The following is a 15,277-nucleotide window of genomic DNA, read 5'->3' on the forward strand; positions in this document are numbered from 1 at the left end:
TTTGTCAGCAGATTTTTTTTCTGTCCTGATGACTTTGCGTTTCTGCAGTTTGGATTTTTATCCGGTTTGAAGTCTAATCCTCTTCGTTTTTCATGATTCTAAAGAAATGTTCTCTGTTAGCTCGGGATATAGGGATTGTATCATTGTTCAGCATCATTATAACCCCATCCTTAGAGAAGCTTGTGACGAAATCTGTATTGATTAAATGCGACTGATGTACGCGTATAAAATTGGGTGAAATAAGTATATCTTCATAATATTTCAATGGTTTGGAAACAATAATGTGCTGCCCGTTCTTGAGAATAAATGTTGTATAAGAACCTGAGGTTTCACACCTGATAATGTTTTTGAGTTTTACAACATGCATAGCTTCTATGGTAGGAAGCACTATTCTATCATGCTTCTTGGCGATGCTAGAAGAAGGAGCAATAACATTTTGAAAATCCATGTAATCCGATTTTTTGAGTGCTATACGATCAAGCGTCTCTCTTAACTCATCATAGTCTATTGGTTTCAGGAGATAGTCGATAGCATTGAATTTGAATGCCCTTATCGCATGCTCCTCATAAGCGGTAGTAAAAACAAGATGGAAGTTTTTATGGTTAATCTGTTCAAGAACATCAAAACCGGTCCCGTTTTTCAGCATGATATCCATAAAAACTAGGTCTGGCTTTAAACGGTCAATAATTTTGACGGCTTCTGGCAGCCCTTCGGCGTAACCGATCACCTGTATTCTGTCAGACGCGACCATTTCAAGAAGGATAGAAAGGGCCTCTCTCAGATGATATTCATCTTCTATAATAACTGCTTTATACATATTTATACTATTGGAATATTGATAGTGATTGTGCATCCCTCGTCAGAGCTTTGTTTTGTAAAATGAGGAATAAGTTTGTCTGAGTCATTCTTTGCATACAGTGCCAGTCTTTCATCTATTATTTTTATAGCCAATGGATCATGTTTGTCTTTGTTTTTCCCTTTTTGGGAAGCTTCCATTCCGATTCCATTGTCTCTGATAACACAAATCAATACCTGCTCCGATGATTTTTTTGTGAATGTTATAACCATGTTTCCTTTTCGATGTGTCAACGGTTTTAGCCCGTGTTCGATCGCATTTTCCACCAAAGGTTGTATGAGTAGGGGTGGTATTTTTTCGTACATATTTACTTCATCTGAAAATTCGAACCTATAATCAAATGAATGGTTAAGCCTCAGTTGTTGCAATTCAATGTAACTTTTCAAGTTTTCTGTCTCCTCTTCCAAGGTTACTGATTCTTTTCTGGAATGATACAAGGTCTCTCTGGTTAGCCGTGCAAATTTATTAAGATAGGTGAGCGCTTTTGTACGGTCACCTTTCAGGATGATGCTCTGAATATTTGCAAGGCAATTAAAAATAAAATGAGGGTCCATCTGAGACTGAAGAAACCGCCGTTCCAAAGAAAGCTTTGCCAATAGATTTTCAAGGCTGTCCTTTTCCAGCAGGTTGAGCTTGAGTTGGTCATTTATTTGCTGCTGCTTCAAGTTATCAGCTTGCTTCTGGTAAAATCGCTTTCTATAATAAAAAGAAATGAAGATAAAAATAACGATAAGAAACAAGATCAGTGAAATTACATATCCAAGATTCTTATTTTTTTCCTGAAGCAATTTTTCATTCTCTAACTGTTTTATTTTACGGATTTTTTCAGCAGATTCAAATTTTATTTCCGCAAGCTGCAAATTCCGTTGCATTGCTTCATCGTAGGTAAGGCGGTTATATTTGCTAAAAGACTGGTCATAGAGATAATAAGAAGAATAATCTTTTTCCCTTGCAGCGACTTCTTTGAGACTGGCGTAAAACTGGGATAATATTTCATGGTCTTTATAAGGTAGCCGAAGCTGGTAAGCAATTCCGTCCAGAAACAATTTCTTCGCTTTGCTATAGTTGCCCTGATACAATAAATACTTTCCACGCAATCCTAGGCTGTTTCTATAAGTAGCCTTCACGCCGTATTTTTTGCTTATGGCAATGGCCGTATCCAATTGTCGCGCAAATAACATTCCATCCATCAGTTTTGGCCGTCTTATCAACAGTGCTGCAAGATTAAGATGAGAAATAGCGATGTTACTCTTACTAGGTATCCTGCTATCGTTCTCTGCGGAATAGTCTGCGGTCTGTTTTAAAAATTTCACAGAATTTTCCCATAAGGAAATGTTATCCGGGTCTTTATCTGTCAAACCTGTCAGGTAAGAGCCCATTGCCAATCGGGCATGTAGTATGCTTTCGGCATCTGAAGATTGTTGCGCATGCTTCATAGCCTCGCGCACATATTTTTCGACCCGATCATCCGAATTTAAGGAAAAGCTATAGGAAATATCGGCGCATATTTGAGCACAGAGAGCATAATTCTTATGCTTTTCAAAAAGTGTATTGGCTTGAAGCTGGTAATTCAGCGCGGCTGCATTGTCATCGAAATATGATTTAAGATTTCCCATAACCATATAAGTGTAAGCCTTTGCGCGCTCATCGTTGGTTTGTGAGGAAATTTTGTAGGCTTGCTCGGCATAGTTATTAAATTCCTTCGGGCTATTCAGCCTTCGATAAGTTAACGCCAAAAAGGCAAGACAGATTGCTTCATCTTTTTTAGAATTTGATTTCTTGGCCAGTATTAGCGCATTATTGAGCATTTGTTTAGCTTTCGCACTATCCGTAAATCTATACGAATATCCCTGGGATGCCAATGACTCTATTTTTGAGTCTTGCGCTTTCAGTGAAGCGGTCAATGCCATCAGCGGGATTAATATTGCACGGAAAAAATACAGTCTGGTAAAATATAGGTGATCCATAAAATGCTGCAATATCTTTTTGCAAATATAGCTATTAAATCATTGGTTTAATTTTTCGAATAGGGACTCAAATCCACCATACAACAAGTAAAAACATCCAGATACAGATTACCTATTGGAATCGATAGCTTTAAAGTAGTAATATTGATCTACTTGATATACAAAACACATCATTATATGTATTTTATAGAAATATTTAAACCGTTGAAATTTTCCCTGTTCTTATTTTTAATGATTTCTAGTATCTCTAATGCGCAGACTAAAAAGAATACCAAAAATAAGATCGAATTTTTAGTGAAAGGTAAAGATGGTATAGCTATTCATGCAGCACGGGGAGTATCGCTGACATTCAGTAATCCTAACAAAGGTGCTTCATTTAGTTTTGCTTCACCCAGTGAAAATAAAAGAATAGAAAAAAAATATTTTTTGACTATCGATTTTGAAAAGATGAATGCTGAAATTCTCAAATTGTTGACCGACTATGAAAGTGATTTTTCAGGTGAATTGCGGGTCATTAGTCAGGTGGACAATAACCTTTCGCAGAAAATAGAATTTTTTGGCGCATCGCTGGATAACGTTGCCTACCAGAGTACGCGGGATGAGGCTAGTATGTTCCTCTATCTTTGGTGCAGTGAAATAAACGTAAACGGTGTTAAACTTGATTAACTATGGAAAATACAATTAAAAATTTTAAGAAAGAGGGTAACCGTTATATACTTAAACGGCAGTATGGATTCGGTATATTGATTGTCGCTGGTCTTACAGTCTTGGCCTGGTTCGGATACACATCTAATAATGCAGCAATGATGTGGATTTTTGGAATCTTCGCGGCACTATGTTTTTTATCCATTTATACAGAGCGCATGGTGATTGACTTAGATGAGAAAGCTTTGTTTATCAAAAGAGGTTTAAAAGCAGAGACCTGTATTCCATTTTCAGATATTGCCCATTACCAGATGAGCAGGTTGATTTACATCTTTATACCTGTCAACACATCACTTAATGTGCGTTATTTTTCCGCAGGTGAAGAGAAGTTCGCTATCGTTGCACAAGGCCTGTCAAAACGAGCTATGCAGGATATTTTGAATGATATTGAAGAAATAACGCAACCTTATGTCGGCAATCAGCAAGTATAAAATTGTTGACAGCGGTAGGATTTTTAGTTTTACGCCCAACCGCCATAGCGTTAAGTTATCAGTTTGGACACTTGGTGTAATTTTGTCACTGGTTTTGTTAGCCATTATCTTTTTTCGTGATATCAACCGGGGAATGGTCATTCTGCTTACTGTTCTTGGTCCATATCTTATCCTACACAGCCTTTATGATATTTTTATACGCGCCGAAATATGTTACGTGTTTGACCGAGAAGATCGGATCGTATATATAGAAAAGCCCTTATTTCCTACAAAAAAGATTATGTCCTTTGAAGAAATTGTCATTTTCACCAGCACCACGGGAAGCTATTGGCATTATGCTATTGGGGCAAAGAATAATCATTTGGTTAAAAGCTACCGTATCAGTGAGGATTTTAGGGAGGGCAGAAAAAAATCGTCAAAAGAATCAGCATACGAGAACGCTATTTTAGCAAAGCTCTATGAAATGCGGCAATTGCCTGTACGTTAGGATTGAACCACACCGTGGTCAATCGCTCTGAATTTAAAATAATTATACACAACAATGAAAGATACACTTCATCAGAACGCATTAAACGCAGTTGCCGAAGGCAATTATGCCTTGGCTGCGAAATTTTGGCTGGACGGATATGCTCTTCCTCATGATTTGGAGGAACTTCATGAACTATTTTACCATATCAATAACCTCAATGAGGCAAGCGTTGACCCTAATCTATGTGCCATATTGGGTCTTATAGCACTCGACTATAATGAAATATTTGAATCCGACAGAGAGAAAGCGTTAGAAAAATGCTTGGACTGGGCTATTAGTGGGCTTAAAATTGATCCTGAGCATTACCATTGTTACCGGAATGCTGGTTCTGCACTGTACTGGCTTGAAGACTGGGATGCGGCTTTGCGTTATTACGAAAGATCCTGTCAATTACGATCCGCTCCAGTCTTAGAGATACGAATCTTCCGGATAATCAATAGACACAGTGACTATCCGGATTTTTCGCAACTTCATCCTTCTGCAGATTCGCAATCTGCTATGGAATTATACAATGCCGGGGTTGAAATCGATTATGTTCTCAAGCAATATGCCGAAATGTCCGGAGCTGAGAACCAACGGCTCACCGAACTAAAAATACAGTTCTACACCCAATCTTATCAACTTTTTAGAGCGGCAGTTTTGACAGCGCAGACGAACAGTCTTAATTACGACCCGCATACGTTCGCCATGTGCTGTAATAATCTTGCGCGGGAACTCAATTTTAAAGGGGAATATCAGGATGCTGTTACCATTGTCAACGAGGGCATAGCACAAAGTAAATTTATGGTGATTCTTCTCAATAGAATGTACATTTATATGAGTGCTGGTATGCCTAAAAGTGCTATTATCGATGGCGAAGAGCTTTTGAGAGCGTATTCTGAAGAAATGGACTTTATTACCTTAATTAGCACGATTGATGTGGTATGTCTGAGCCACTCGGATATTGGTCAATATCAGGAAATGCTGTACTGGGCCGACCAGGGACTCGAATATTATCAATCGGTAAATCCAGGTGACCCACTTCTTCAAGACGAGGAAGTTGTACGCTGTGTAACCAATTTCTACATATCTAAATCCAAAGCCGGGTCGATGCTTGGCTTAGATGTTAATAATTCGGTGGATTCCGAACAGGCTGACTCCTTACTGGAAGCTATGCCCGACAATCCGAGTTTGATGATAAGCAGAGGAGAAACGTTTTTAAGGGATAAACAATGGGAAAAGGCTTTGGAATGTTACAATCAAGCAGTACATTTCGGGCTAGAAAAAGGAATGGCAAGATCTGTTCAGGTCGCATTGTACAACCGGGGATATGTTTTAGAAGTGCATATGAAAGATAGCGAATCAGCTCTTGATAGTTTTGAGCAGAGCATTGGGCATGGCAACACAGATTTTTGGTGTTATTACTGGGCCGTACACAGCGCATACCACTTGACAGAAAATGAAAAAACTGTGCATTACGGTACATTGGCAATCTCCATGCTGCCGGAACAGAAAGAAATTACAGATGATATCGCGGCAGAACTATATGAACATATCGGTACTTCGCTGATTGATATCGGACATTACACAGAGGCAGTGAAAAATCTTGAAATCTCACTTGGACTTTTCTATAATCGTATTACAGAAGATAACTTAAAAATCGCACGGGCGAACGTCAAAGAGCCAAGCTTTTTTAGAAAACTTTTCGGACAATAGCAAAATTTTAATCTTATAAACTTAATATCGGCGTATGAAGGGTACAATCATCAGAAAAATAAAAAAATCGGACAACGATACTCTTTTAAAACTAATTCGAGCTGTGTTTGAAGAGCACAACGCACCAAAAGAAGGAACTGTTTATTCCGATCCTACCACTTCAGACTTATATGCACTTTTCAGCAATGAAAGTTCCGTGCTCTGGGTTGGTGAGGTAAATGGCGTCGTGGTGGGCTGTTGCGGGATTTATCCCACTGCTGGATTGCCTCCGTACTGCGCAGAGCTGGTTAAGTTTTATCTCAATCCAGCGTTCAGAGGCATGGGGCTTGGTAAAGCTTTAATGAATAAAAGCATCGAAAGCGCAAAGAGTCTAGGGTATGATAAAATCTATCTTGAGAGCTTTCCGGAATTTTCAAATGCTATAAGAATGTACGAAAACATGGGCTTTAGGTTACTTCAAAAGCCATTAGGAAATTCTGGACACCATGCCTGTTCAATATGGATGCTTCGTAGTGAAGAAATTAGGAAACTTTAGACTATATAAAGTAATCAACTAAGCGCTTAGGTATGGTAATTGTTAGAAAATAAAGCGTAAGTATCTTTAAAAACCAACTTCATTTGTATGGCTTTAAAAAAATTGGGCATAGTCTTATTTACAGTTTTATCGTTTATATTTCTTTGTGGATGTACAAATAAAAATGCTATTCAATTGAAAGAAATTATGGACGAGAAGGAAGTTCAGGCAACTTCTATTTTGATTGGTGAAAAAGGTATGGAGTCTGCTAAGCTGAACTATTTGATCCAACATGATTATGACAGCGCCCTATTAATTATCGATCAACAGGAAACAGCGTTCAACGTTATTCTCAAAGATCTAAAAAATGCAAATGTTGATGGTATAAAAAAAGGTAAAGAGATCCAGCAAGCTGAGATTGATTACTATATGGCTCTCAAAAATCTATATCTCTTTTCCAAAAAAGAAGTTGAGCAGCAAAAGAAAATAGAGCAGGGAAAAAACGAACAAAAGTTCAGGATTGCCATCGATAAAAGATATAAACTTGCTCTTGATAAACAACGTTTATATCAGGTAGTTTACGAAGCGGATGACAAAAGAAATCGTATCAAGAAGCAATTTGAAGTTGAAAACAGTCTTTAATAACTTTCAAATTTTTCTCGTACATTAATCTTATCGTAGCGTTACGATATTACCTCTACTGTATTTTATTCTGCTTTCATTTTCCTCAATTTTTATATGTCCGCTTTCTATGATGATGAACAAAAAATTTGAAGGTGTCAATGATCTTCCTACAATTCCCTCCTTAAATAAGGCTATTTCCGTAAGTACATTTATCATTTATTATTATGCTGAAAGTATCCATAATTGTATAAAATCCATGTAAGGTTTTAACTATCTTTAAGCTTATTTAAGGTTTCTTCAATCATTTCGATACACCTTTTAACCTTTTCAGCGGAAGCATCGAGCGTATAGCCATCATCAATCATTTCCTTTATGAGCAGCATTTTTTTGATGTTCTCATAATTATATCATCTGTTTTTACCTTCCTCTTCCGTTAGGCTTTGTATAATTACTTTTTCTTCCCAATAATGTATTTGCCTTGTCGGAATGCCTGTTATTTGTGCAACTTCTCCAATTCCCACAACTAATTTATCTAAAAAATTAAACTCAAATGAAAGGTCTTTATTATTATCTGATTTGCTCATTTGTAAATAATTTACAATTATTGATAATTAAAAGCAATAAAAGTATGAAAAATACAATTTCAATTTTATCTATAGTATTATTCTGACATTTTTAAGTATGAACGTTATGCACGCATAAACAAAACAAAAATCGGCACTTATTCTGATTGAAATCCAAAACGAATGGATGCATCTAGAAGGAAAATTGAGAAAATTATTGGTAGAGTCTGTGCAACCTGCGAAGGTATATCGCTGGGCGATGTACTGCAAACTGCTACGACCGCTGCTTTGGTCAAATCCGTTAGTTTTGCTACCAGTACGCTGCTGGCCAAACTGGGTAAACGAAGATGATGAGTATAGCAAAATCTGGCGAATAGAAATACGCGTCTGATTGTTTAGAAGCGAGACAGATAAGCTCGACAACTCTATTGTCCGTTCAGGCCCTCTTTGGGATAAATCAGGCAGCCGATTTTGGAGGGATGGTCCTGTACTAAGCTTTCCCTACCTTGCCTGTTGAGCATAAGTATAATCATTAAATCTCCACCTGCTGCCATCGTAAAAAACAGTCCGAATGCCAACCACACTATATTGCCTAAAAACAGGGCGACTACCGAAGGTAATATGCCCAGGATAATACCAGGAGCGGCAGCACCGATCTGATATTCTCTCACCTTCAGCGGTTCTTTGCAATGACAGTATGGGGTGATGGACTTCCATAAGATGCCGAAGCGAATGGACCGGAATCCCGAGGCGGCATATCTGGACCAAGTTATGCCGTGAATAAGCTCATGTACAATCACCCCCGCAACAATAGTGAGGATCAGCGAGGCAATCCCAGCTGTACCCGACGGAAAAGCGGCTTTATAATTCGCAATGGAAAGCCTTTGCGGCCATAGAGCGTAAAAGGCAAGACCAAAGACCAGCGCAAATGGCAAGAAGTAGGCAAATGACCTAAGCTGCGCTTGAACTGGATTAATCGTCAGCTCCTGAGCATTTCCAAGATTCGGATTGGGTTCTTTCATACTTAAAAATAATAAAAAAAGTAGAAAGTCCTACTTTCTAAGTTCTTGAAGCGAAGAACGTTGAATAGCAAAAGATCTTTACTGATATGATAATTTCGAGGAAATTTACAAATGACAACAGAATCTTTCAATTCATGAAAATAGGTAACCGACCTACTGTAAATCTTTGTAATTTGCAATATCAATATTTGATCATATAAATAGAATATACAGTTCAGCAAATCCGTGAAATGTATTTTTGATCTGGAAATTCCTCATCTTTTACTTTCTAAAAATTGGCGAGCATTGTGATTTTTGGGATCAAGTTCCAGGGATTTGCTGTAATTTTTGATGGCTTCTCTGCGATGTCCGAGTAGTTCCAGCGTCTCTGCATAGCTATCATAGACATTGGCACTTTTTGGAAACAGCAAAGTGTTTAATTGAAAAATCTGTAATGCTTCCTTTTTCTTATTTTGTTCAATAAGCTGGTATCCCCACGAGTTGATTTCGTCTTCTGACAAATCAAATTCTTTATTACTACGCTTGATATTAGAATAGATTTTGAAACTATTTTGAAAATTATTTTTCAGAAGTCCCTGCCGTAGCAGCTTGAGATTTTTACTCAATCCAAAACCGTTTGCTATTTTCATATCTGGGAAATAATATCCTGCTATCTCATCAATGAACCATTCCGGATTAGAGCCCTGAAGATTAGTCAAAACGATTATCGACAAATTATCTTTAGGATAGACGAATAATGCAGAGCGCATTCCCCCGACAGGAGCCGCTGCGGGATGTTCATCTCTGACTACGGTCGGCCAGCCCAAAGCATAGCCATTAGTCAGTTTGTTAAAACCATCAATACGATCGTCGTTCAATTTTACAGAAGTTAACAATTGCTGGACGCTACCCTTATTTTTCAACAGCTTTCCGCTTTGTAATGCAATCAGCCATTTGGCCAAGTCCTCCGATGTCGAGGTTATACCTGTTGCAGTTCTGAAGAAGAGTGGGAAAGTGGCAAAGGCATTATGAAGCTTGCCGTCATTGATCCATTTACCGTCCACATTGACAATTGTAGAATATGCGCCTTGGTCATGGAATTGATTGAAAATGAACTTGTGGAATCAACGGAAATCTGATGTTCAATGTTGGCAAGACCATATGCGGACAGCTTTTCTAAGCTGTTGTTTCTGATAACAGCAAGCTGAAGTCCGGGGATTTTTAACTTCAGCATCTTTTCTTTTATAAAAAGATCAATGCTATCCGAAGTACTTTGAGCAAAAACCTGTTGAGACAATGTGCTTGTAAATAGGAGTAAAATGATTTTGAAATAACTTTTCATATGGATATTATAAATGGTGAAACTAGGATAATGACAACTGGGATCTTTCATTTGTTACATTGTATTCCTCCTGTGAGTAACTTTTTCCTTTCAATATGCGCATATTACGTAATGGAGATAAAGACTATTAAAAAAATGCTAACGATCAATGAATTTGGAATTTTTGCAATGGTACAAAACAAAACATTTTTGAGAATAAAATATCTGAGATGACGAAATATTTATACAAATAATATCGTTCTGGCTACAACATAACTACTTTCGGATACATTTGTAAGTTTGCCAAATCTGAACTTTGGTTTATAAATAGTTTAGGATATGAAAGTATTTGTTACAGGCGCTACAGGTTTCGTAGGAACAGCTGTAGTACAGGAATTATTAAAAGCTGGTCACAAAGTTCTAGGTCTGGCAAGATCAGAAGAATCTGCTAAAAAATTAATTAACGCAGGAGCAGAGCCCCATGTTGGTGACCTGATGGATTTTGAAAGCTTAAAGTTAGGAGCCAAACTCTCCGATGCTGTGATCCATTTAGGATTTGTTCATGATTTTAGCCGTTTTCCCGAAATGTGCATTTTAGATAGTAAAGTGATCGAAGCTATCGGAGATGCGCTGGTTGGAACTGAAAAACCCTTTTTGATTACTTCTGGAACCGCGTTGTTTTCAAAAGATGGAATAACAACGGAGAATGACAGAGCGATGAACCATCCGCATCCAAGGATTGCTACTGAAAATGCAGCGGATGATCAGGTTGAGAAAGGCGTAAATGTTTCGGTGATCAGATTATCTCCCTCAGTACACGGTGAGGGGGATGAAATAGGTTTTGTTCCATTATTTATAAAAATAGCAAAAGAAAAAGGCGTCTCAGCCATCATTTGCGAAGGAAAGAACCACTGGCCAGCTGTGCACCGCCTAGATGCAGCAAAGCTTTACCGCCTAGCCCTTGAAAAACCATTTGAAAAAGGAACTAGATATCATGCTGTAGCGGAAGAAGGAATTCAGCTTAAGACAATCGCTGCTGAAATTGCCGAGCGTCTCAACATCCCACTCATTTCACTGAATGCCGAAGAAGCTGAACAGCATTTTTCTTGGTTTACGCATTTTGCAAAACTCGACAATCATAGTTCAAGTACGCTCACAAGGGAAATGCTGGACTGGACCCCGGTCCATCCGACTTTACTGGAAGATTTAAAAGGCTCATATTATTTTTCTGGGCTTTAAATATTTGTACTTTTGTTCCGATCCACATATACTAAAAATGCTGTAATGCCATGTCCGATAATAAACCGATAAGACTAAAGACCATTTCCGAATTTCATAAGCTTCGAGGATTGCCGGCACCAAAGCATCCACTGATCAGCGTGATAAATTTTGAAGATATGACCGACAATACGAGGATTGGAAAACAAAGCTTGCTTTTCGATTTTTATCTAATTTCTGTTAAACGGGATATGGATCACAAGTATAGATATGGACAGCAAGATTATGATTTTGACGAGGGAGTGATGTTCTGCATGGCACCGCATCAGGTGCTTAGTGTAATACGTGAAGAGCAAGGGAAAAATCCTTCCGGATGGATGCTGATGATCCATCCGGATTTTCTCTATGATTCGCCACTGGCGACATCGATCAAAAGATATGAGTTTTTCGATTATGCTGTGCATGAAGCGCTTTTCCTTTCAGAAGACGAGGAACTGAAGATGCAGCAGATCATCGAAAATATCAAACAAGAATATCAAGGAAATATTGACCGGTTCAGCCAAAATATTATTATCTCTCAATTGGAAACCTTATTTAATTACTCCCACCGTTTTTATCAGCGTCAGTTCATCACCCGCAAGAAAGCGAGCCACCAGTTTTTAGAAAAGCTTGAGATTTTTCTTGATAAGTATTTTGAAGACAGAGACATCATGCAGCGTGGATTACCAACGGTACAGCTGCTTTCCGAGCAGCTCAATATGTCGTCACAGTATATGCGAAGCCTACTCAAATCCTTGACTGGGCACACGCCCCAGCAGATCATTCATGAGAAAGTGATTGAAAAGGCCAAAGAAAAGCTTTCCACAACTGAACTAACCATCAGTGAGATCGGCTATAAACTGGGCTTTGAACATTCACAATCATTTAATAAACTATTTAAGGCCAAGACCAACATGACTCCGTTGGGTTTCAGAAAGTCATTCAAAAGGATTAATTCTATTTAATTTGATTTTTTCCAGAAAACAAAATTCGAGTAAAGCGTAGTGGCTACTAAAATAAATAGTGCGATGACATAAATGGTTTTAGATAGCATATCGTTTTTCGAACCAACAAAGCAAATGATGAGTAGGCTGCTTATATAAATTATACCCGCATTAACCCAAATTCTTGATACCTTTGGAGAATACATTTTTTTTGGTGAATCATAATCCGAATTCAATTCTGAGATTCTATTTTTATCCCAATAAAGGAGAATTAAACCCGCAAGCATCATCAAACTAGTGATTATCCAAGTACCCTTAAAGTGCATTGAAATTGTAATCATCCAGATATTGGCTGTTATGGCCAAAAAGAGAAATGTTCCAATTAATGCGAATCGCTGCGTCATAAGAAGGATTGCAGTAATTATCTGCATGACACCTAGAAAGTTATAATAGATACCGGAAAGATAGAGTACTTCAAAAAACTGCCCTATGGTACTGGTTGTAGGTAATTGAGTAAATCTTTCACCAACTACTTTTGTAAATCCGGAAGGGACGAATGCCAATGCAACAAGGTATCTGATATGAATAATCGTCCATTGGATAAATTTATTTTGTTGTAATTTATAAAACATATTATTTAACAGGTATTAGGTTAGGCCGATTAATTTGTCCTTTCCTTGTGCTTACGTCTATATTTGATGATTGCAGCGTGACTTTTTATTTAGCGCAAATTTATCCTAATTCAGCAAATATTGCCAACGGTTATAATTAACCAAAAAATATCCCACTAGTGAACCCTTTCCTTTGGTTAAAACATAAACTAGAAAACATTATGTCCATAAACCAAAAAACCTAAAGGATCTTTAACCGTAGAATTTCAAAAAATCAGCTGGGCTGTAGTACATAGGGCTGATACAATAAATCAACTGACCTCCCCGGAAAATAGGTCATGTCTAAAGTAGAGGTAGAAATGTTGAAATATTATTTTATATTTGCATGATACTTGACTAATCAAGTGTTATGCAAATTAAAATATGGAACTCAATATTATATTAAACCTACTGAAAGTTCAGTCTCTCATCACAAAGAAATTTGATGGCCTAAGCCTTCATGGAATTAGCCTTACAGATTTTATGATCCTGCATATCCTAAGCAGTGTTCCCGGCAATCGCTTAAAGAGAATTGATCTGGCAGAAGGCATTGGTTTAACGGCATCCGGCATTACCCGGATTATTTCTCCTATGGAAAAGATGGGGCTTGTTGTAAAAGAAGCAAATGAAAGAGACGCCAGAGTCAGCTATGTGAAACTCACCAGTGCCGGCGAGCGTGTGTTTAAGGAAGCAAAGGTTACTGCGACTCAAACTTCTAAAAACATGTTAGCTGGAATATCCAAGAATGAGTTAAAAGTTTTCGCTTCTCATTTGAAAGGGTTAGGAGGAGACCTCTAATATTAAATATAAAAAACATGTCCAAAAAGCCGGAAACGATGTGAAAGAAAAGCTGAGTAGAACGATTGATATATACTGATATGCTAAACAAAACCTATACTTACCCCACATATGAAGCCGGAAGGCATTTGGCGTTAAAGAAGATTCAGGGTTCCATTGTGAACCTGAACCTGATCCGGTTAAAAGAGTTCGCAGATTATTCCGATTTTCCCGATATAGCTCCGGAAACAACGATTTCCGGTTATGAAGCTTTTATGAGTTACATACAACTCGCCAAACCATTTGTGGAGCAGACTGGAGGAGAGATACTTTTGGTAGGAAAGGGAGGCCGATTTCTTATCGGCCCGGAAAATGAGCAGTGGGATATCTGTATGCTGATCAAGCAAAAAAGCGTATCAGATTTTTTCGCTTTCGAGCAGAACCCAGATTATATGAAGATTACAGGGCATCGTTCGGCTTCTATATTGGATTCCAGACTTTTGCCCTTAGAAATGCTATCATTTTAAACAACAGATGGGTTATATTGAACTAAGAAATGCCGCTATATATTATCAGTTATACGGTGCTGAAAACAAGGATACTATTGTATTGGTTAGCGGTCTGAATACGCAGATGACCCGCTGGGAAGCAACATTCGTTAAGATGCTTGCCGACGAAGGGTTCCTGGTTATCTGTTTTGATAACAGGGACTGCGGAAAAAGTACGTTTACAACAGATCGCCATAGCGATACGTTCAATTTTTCGCTGAACAGTTTTTTACAGGACCCCGAAAAATATCCTCCTGCTTATTCTTTACATGATATGGCAGATGACATCAGGGATCTGCTGCAATCGCTGAATATTAAAAAGGCGCACATTGTCGGCCGATCCATGGGAGGGATCATTGCGCAGTTATTTTCATCACGGTATCCGGCAATGACTCAGACACTAACGTTATTGATATCTTCAAGCTTTAATCCGGCTCTTCCGAAACCTGACGATGCACTGGTAAGAAAAATGACCCTCTCATCTGTAAATTTTGAAGATAATCTGGAAGCATACCTGAAAGAAAGAATAGACTTTATGAAAGCTATTTACGGCAGCAGATATATTCTCAATGAAGAAAAAGAACGGACATTAATTATTGAAGATCAAGTCCGGCAATCTTCTGCAGTCAGGCCTTATCGTCAGATCATTGCCCTCATCAGTTATGTATTTAATCCAGGTCTTCTCACAGGTATTCAGGTACCTGCACTGGTTATACACGGGGACGAAGATCCATTGTTCAGTATTGAACATGCGATTGATTTAAAAAACAATATACCCGGCTGTCAGCTTATCATCAAAAAAGGGATGGGGCACGCGATACCGGAAGCACTGTTTCCATCATTGGTGCAGGATATTTCAAATTTCATAGTTGTATCATAATGTGCCGGATCATGA

General features: G+C 38.1%; 19 protein-coding genes. 12 read left to right on the top strand and 7 right to left on the bottom strand.

Going from position 1 to position 15,277, the window contains the following annotated elements:
- Positions 1–73 precede the first annotated feature (73 nt).
- A complete protein-coding gene (locus tag B2W36_RS08655) occupies positions 74–817 on the bottom strand; it encodes a LytR/AlgR family response regulator transcription factor (RefSeq protein WP_293887463.1) in 744 nt (247 codons plus the stop codon).
- Positions 818–819: 2 nt separating this feature from the next.
- Positions 820–2,823, bottom strand: coding sequence for a sensor histidine kinase (locus B2W36_RS08660; protein ID WP_293887464.1), 2,004 nt, complete (start codon positions 2,821–2,823; stop codon positions 820–822).
- A 177-nt stretch (positions 2,824–3,000) separates the two neighbouring features.
- Here B2W36_RS08660 and B2W36_RS08665 point away from each other — a divergent pair, with 177 nt between their 5' ends.
- From B2W36_RS08665 to B2W36_RS08690, 6 genes are all read left to right on the top strand, one after another.
- Positions 3,001–3,489, top strand: a complete 489-nt coding sequence (locus tag B2W36_RS08665; RefSeq protein WP_293887465.1) for a hypothetical protein — start codon at positions 3,001–3,003, stop codon at positions 3,487–3,489.
- Between the two features lie 2 nt (positions 3,490–3,491).
- On the top strand, positions 3,492–3,959 hold the full coding sequence (locus B2W36_RS08670) for a hypothetical protein (protein ID WP_293887466.1): 468 nt from the start codon (positions 3,492–3,494) through the stop codon (positions 3,957–3,959).
- Positions 3,937–4,446, top strand: coding sequence for a hypothetical protein (locus B2W36_RS08675; protein WP_293887467.1), 510 nt, complete (start codon positions 3,937–3,939; stop codon positions 4,444–4,446). The genes B2W36_RS08670 and B2W36_RS08675 overlap by 23 nt, the downstream gene beginning before the upstream one ends.
- Positions 4,447–4,500: 54 nt before the next feature.
- Positions 4,501–6,183 (top strand): tetratricopeptide repeat protein, encoded by a 1,683-nt coding sequence (locus B2W36_RS08680; RefSeq protein WP_293887469.1) that lies wholly within the window; start codon positions 4,501–4,503, stop codon positions 6,181–6,183.
- A gap of 34 nt (positions 6,184–6,217) precedes the next feature.
- Positions 6,218–6,718 carry a GNAT family N-acetyltransferase gene (locus B2W36_RS08685; RefSeq protein ID WP_293887471.1) on the top strand — a complete coding sequence of 167 codons (501 nt, stop codon included), beginning with the start codon at positions 6,218–6,220 and terminating at the stop codon, positions 6,716–6,718.
- An 87-nt stretch (positions 6,719–6,805) separates the two neighbouring features.
- A complete protein-coding gene (locus tag B2W36_RS08690; RefSeq protein WP_293887473.1) occupies positions 6,806–7,339 on the top strand; it encodes a hypothetical protein in 534 nt (177 codons plus the stop codon).
- 389 nt (positions 7,340–7,728) lie between these two features.
- Here B2W36_RS08690 and B2W36_RS08695 read toward each other — a convergent pair whose 3' ends face one another.
- Positions 7,729–7,905, bottom strand: a complete 177-nt coding sequence (locus tag B2W36_RS08695) for a MerR family DNA-binding transcriptional regulator (protein ID WP_293887475.1) — start codon at positions 7,903–7,905, stop codon at positions 7,729–7,731.
- Positions 7,906–8,067: 162 nt separating this feature from the next.
- On the opposite strand from B2W36_RS08695, the gene B2W36_RS08700 reads away from it, so the two are divergent.
- Positions 8,068–8,235: a hypothetical protein gene (locus tag B2W36_RS08700; RefSeq protein WP_293887477.1), complete on the top strand. Its 168-nt coding sequence runs from the start codon at positions 8,068–8,070 to the stop codon at positions 8,233–8,235.
- Positions 8,236–8,309: 74 nt separating this feature from the next.
- Here the strand turns inward: B2W36_RS08700 and B2W36_RS08705 are convergent, their stop codons facing one another.
- The 3 genes from B2W36_RS08705 to B2W36_RS08715 form a co-directional block, all read right to left on the bottom strand.
- Positions 8,310–8,906, bottom strand: coding sequence for a DUF3267 domain-containing protein (locus B2W36_RS08705; RefSeq protein ID WP_209579630.1), 597 nt, complete (start codon positions 8,904–8,906; stop codon positions 8,310–8,312).
- A gap of 254 nt (positions 8,907–9,160) precedes the next feature.
- Positions 9,161–9,949 carry a class A beta-lactamase-related serine hydrolase gene (locus B2W36_RS08710; RefSeq protein WP_293887479.1) on the bottom strand — a complete coding sequence of 263 codons (789 nt, stop codon included), beginning with the start codon at positions 9,947–9,949 and terminating at the stop codon, positions 9,161–9,163.
- Positions 9,865–10,227 carry a serine hydrolase gene (locus B2W36_RS08715; RefSeq protein WP_293887481.1) on the bottom strand — a complete coding sequence of 121 codons (363 nt, stop codon included), beginning with the start codon at positions 10,225–10,227 and terminating at the stop codon, positions 9,865–9,867. Before B2W36_RS08715 ends, B2W36_RS08710 begins: the two co-directional genes overlap by 85 nt.
- Before the next feature lie 318 nt (positions 10,228–10,545).
- Here B2W36_RS08715 and B2W36_RS08720 point away from each other — a divergent pair, with 318 nt between their 5' ends.
- A complete protein-coding gene (locus B2W36_RS08720; RefSeq protein WP_293887482.1) occupies positions 10,546–11,445 on the top strand; it encodes an SDR family oxidoreductase in 900 nt (299 codons plus the stop codon).
- 50 nt (positions 11,446–11,495) lie between these two features.
- Positions 11,496–12,428, top strand: coding sequence for a helix-turn-helix domain-containing protein (locus tag B2W36_RS08725; protein ID WP_293887483.1), 933 nt, complete (start codon positions 11,496–11,498; stop codon positions 12,426–12,428).
- Here B2W36_RS08725 and B2W36_RS08730 read toward each other — a convergent pair.
- Complete coding sequence (locus B2W36_RS08730; RefSeq protein ID WP_209579635.1) at positions 12,425–13,039, bottom strand: hypothetical protein; 615 nt, start codon at positions 13,037–13,039, stop codon at positions 12,425–12,427. The two genes, B2W36_RS08725 and B2W36_RS08730, sit on opposite strands and share 4 nt — an antisense overlap.
- 402 nt (positions 13,040–13,441) lie before the next feature.
- Between B2W36_RS08730 and B2W36_RS08735 the strand changes: the two genes are divergently transcribed.
- From B2W36_RS08735 to B2W36_RS08745, 3 genes are all read left to right on the top strand, one after another.
- Positions 13,442–13,855 (top strand): MarR family winged helix-turn-helix transcriptional regulator, encoded by a 414-nt coding sequence (locus B2W36_RS08735; RefSeq protein ID WP_209579637.1) that lies wholly within the window; start codon positions 13,442–13,444, stop codon positions 13,853–13,855.
- An 80-nt stretch (positions 13,856–13,935) separates the two neighbouring features.
- Complete coding sequence (locus tag B2W36_RS08740) at positions 13,936–14,361, top strand: hypothetical protein (protein ID WP_293887484.1); 426 nt, start codon at positions 13,936–13,938, stop codon at positions 14,359–14,361.
- Positions 14,362–14,368: 7 nt separating this feature from the next.
- On the top strand, positions 14,369–15,262 hold the full coding sequence (locus B2W36_RS08745; protein WP_293887485.1) for an alpha/beta fold hydrolase: 894 nt from the start codon (positions 14,369–14,371) through the stop codon (positions 15,260–15,262).
- Positions 15,263–15,277: the final 15 nt, after the last annotated feature.

Origin of the sequence: Sphingobacterium sp. UBA3549, from assembly GCF_002376635.1 — a bacterium.
Taxonomy (GTDB): Bacteria; Bacteroidota; Bacteroidia; order Sphingobacteriales; family Sphingobacteriaceae; genus Sphingobacterium.

Bases quoted from the DNA above. Each gene is read 5' to 3' on its own strand.
- B2W36_RS08690 (WP_293887473.1), top strand. From the start codon at position 6,806: ATGGCTTTAAAAAAATTGGGCATAGTCTTATTTACAGTTTTATCGTTT.
- B2W36_RS08735 (WP_209579637.1), top strand. From the start codon at position 13,442: ATGGAACTCAATATTATATTAAACCTACTGAAAGTTCAGTCTCTCATC.
- B2W36_RS08715 (WP_293887481.1), bottom strand. From the start codon at position 10,227: ATGAAAAGTTATTTCAAAATCATTTTACTCCTATTTACAAGCACATTG.
- B2W36_RS08705 (WP_209579630.1), bottom strand. From the start codon at position 8,906: ATGAAAGAACCCAATCCGAATCTTGGAAATGCTCAGGAGCTGACGATT.
- B2W36_RS08665 (WP_293887465.1), top strand. From the start codon at position 3,001: ATGTATTTTATAGAAATATTTAAACCGTTGAAATTTTCCCTGTTCTTA.
- B2W36_RS08680 (WP_293887469.1), top strand. From the start codon at position 4,501: ATGAAAGATACACTTCATCAGAACGCATTAAACGCAGTTGCCGAAGGC.
- B2W36_RS08725 (WP_293887483.1), top strand. From the start codon at position 11,496: ATGTCCGATAATAAACCGATAAGACTAAAGACCATTTCCGAATTTCAT.
- B2W36_RS08700 (WP_293887477.1), top strand. From the start codon at position 8,068: ATGGATGCATCTAGAAGGAAAATTGAGAAAATTATTGGTAGAGTCTGT.
- B2W36_RS08685 (WP_293887471.1), top strand. From the start codon at position 6,218: ATGAAGGGTACAATCATCAGAAAAATAAAAAAATCGGACAACGATACT.
- B2W36_RS08675 (WP_293887467.1), top strand. From the start codon at position 3,937: ATGTCGGCAATCAGCAAGTATAAAATTGTTGACAGCGGTAGGATTTTT.
- B2W36_RS08670 (WP_293887466.1), top strand. From the start codon at position 3,492: ATGGAAAATACAATTAAAAATTTTAAGAAAGAGGGTAACCGTTATATA.
- B2W36_RS08730 (WP_209579635.1), bottom strand. From the start codon at position 13,039: ATGTTTTATAAATTACAACAAAATAAATTTATCCAATGGACGATTATT.
- B2W36_RS08740 (WP_293887484.1), top strand. From the start codon at position 13,936: ATGCTAAACAAAACCTATACTTACCCCACATATGAAGCCGGAAGGCAT.
- B2W36_RS08655 (WP_293887463.1), bottom strand. From the start codon at position 817: ATGTATAAAGCAGTTATTATAGAAGATGAATATCATCTGAGAGAGGCC.
- B2W36_RS08660 (WP_293887464.1), bottom strand. From the start codon at position 2,823: ATGGATCACCTATATTTTACCAGACTGTATTTTTTCCGTGCAATATTA.
- B2W36_RS08695 (WP_293887475.1), bottom strand. From the start codon at position 7,905: ATGAGCAAATCAGATAATAATAAAGACCTTTCATTTGAGTTTAATTTT.
- B2W36_RS08745 (WP_293887485.1), top strand. From the start codon at position 14,369: ATGGGTTATATTGAACTAAGAAATGCCGCTATATATTATCAGTTATAC.
- B2W36_RS08720 (WP_293887482.1), top strand. From the start codon at position 10,546: ATGAAAGTATTTGTTACAGGCGCTACAGGTTTCGTAGGAACAGCTGTA.